Origin of the sequence: Mesorhizobium sp. M7A.F.Ca.CA.004.12.1.1 (assembly GCF_003997835.1) — a bacterium.
Classification (GTDB): domain Bacteria; phylum Pseudomonadota; class Alphaproteobacteria; order Rhizobiales; family Rhizobiaceae; genus Mesorhizobium.
This window is the reverse complement of record NZ_RZRK01001097.1, coordinates 1-1,569: the sequence shown is the minus strand read 5'-3', so window position 1 is coordinate 1,569 and position 1,569 is coordinate 1. Positions and strand designations below refer to the sequence as shown.

General features: G+C 63.9%; 1 protein-coding gene. It reads left to right on the top strand.

Annotated elements, in window-relative coordinates; translation table 11 throughout:
* Positions 1 to 63: 63 nt before the first annotated feature.
* Positions 64 to 1,569, top strand: a 1,506-nt coding sequence (locus EN984_RS33995; RefSeq protein ID WP_127384328.1) for a molybdopterin-dependent oxidoreductase, incomplete at its 3' end; no start/stop codon positions are given.

Sequence of the window (1,569 nt, the reverse complement as noted above, 5' to 3'; positions counted from 1 at the left end):
CCATCAAGGGGAGGGTAAGATCTGGCCCTACACGCCGCGTCCGGAACCGGTTAACCTCGCCCCATGAACCAACACGCCAAGCTTCGCATCGGCCATTCGGCCTGTCCGCATGATTGCCCCTCGACCTGCGCGCTCGAGGTCGAGCTGCTCGACGACAATCGCATCGGCCGCGTCCATGGCGCCAAGTCCAACAGCTACACGGCCGGTGTCGTCTGCGCCAAGGTTGCCCGCTATGCCGACCGCGTCCATCATCCCGACCGTTTGCTGAAGCCGCTGATCCGCGCCGGTTCCAAGGGCGACGGCGCCTGGAAAGAAGCAAGCTGGGAGGCGGCGCTCGACCTCGTCGCCGAAAAATTCATCGCGGCCGAGGAGAAATACGGCTCGGAGACGGTCTGGCCCTATTATTATGCCGGCACGATGGGGCTGGTGCAGCGCGACGGCATCGACCGGCTGCGCCACGCCAAGAAATACTCCGGCTTTTTCGGTTCGATCTGCACCAATCTCGCCTGGACCGGCTGGATGATGGGCGCCGGCGCCTTGCGCGGGCCGGACCCGCGCGAGATGGCGAAATCCGATTGCGTGGTGATCTGGGGCACCAATGTGGTGGTGACGCAGGTCAACGTCATGACGCACGCCATCAAGGCGCGCAAGGAGCGCGGCGCGAAGATCGTCGTCATCGACGTCTATGAGAATGCGACGATGAAGCAGGCCGATCTTGGCCTGGTGTTGAAGCCGGGCACCGATGGCGCGCTGGCCTGCGCGGTCATGCATATGCTGTTCAAGGAAGGCATGGCCGACCGCGCCTATCTCTCGAAATACACTGACGATCCGAGAGGACTGGAAGCGCATCTCAAGACGCGCACGCCGGACTGGGCGGCCGGGATCACCGGCCTGACGGTCGCCGAGATCGAGGCCTTCGCCCGCCTCGTCGGCACGACGAAAAAGACCTATTTCCGCCTCGGCTACGGCTTCGCGCGCCAGCGCAATGGCGCCGTCAACATGCATGCAGCGTCCTGCATCGCGGCTGTCACCGGCAGCTGGCAATATGAGGGCGGCGGCGCCTTCCATTCCAACTCCGGCATCTTCAAGCTCAACCAGGAAGTTCTGGAAGGCACCAGGATGCGCGATCCCTCGATCCGCCATCTCGACCATTCGCGCATCGGCCCGGTGCTGACCGGAGCCAGCGACGCGCTTTATGGCGGCCCGCCCGTGACGGCGATGCTGATCCAGAACACCAACCCGGTAAATGTCGCGCCGGAGCAGCGGCTGGTGAAACAGGGTTTTGTGCGCGACGACCTGTTCTCTTGCGTGCATGAGCAATTCATGACCGACACGGCCAAGCTTGCCGATGTCGTTCTGCCGGCGACGATGTTCCTCGAGCACGACGACGTCTACAAGGGCGGCGGCAACCAGCACATCACGCTCGGCCCCAAGCTGATCGAGCCGCCGGAGGGGCCGCGCACCAACCATTTCGTCATCGAGCAATTGGCTGATCGCCTCGGCGTCGCCGATCGCCCGGGCTTCGGCATGACCGAGCAGCAGCATATCGACATCATCCTGGGCAAGCGC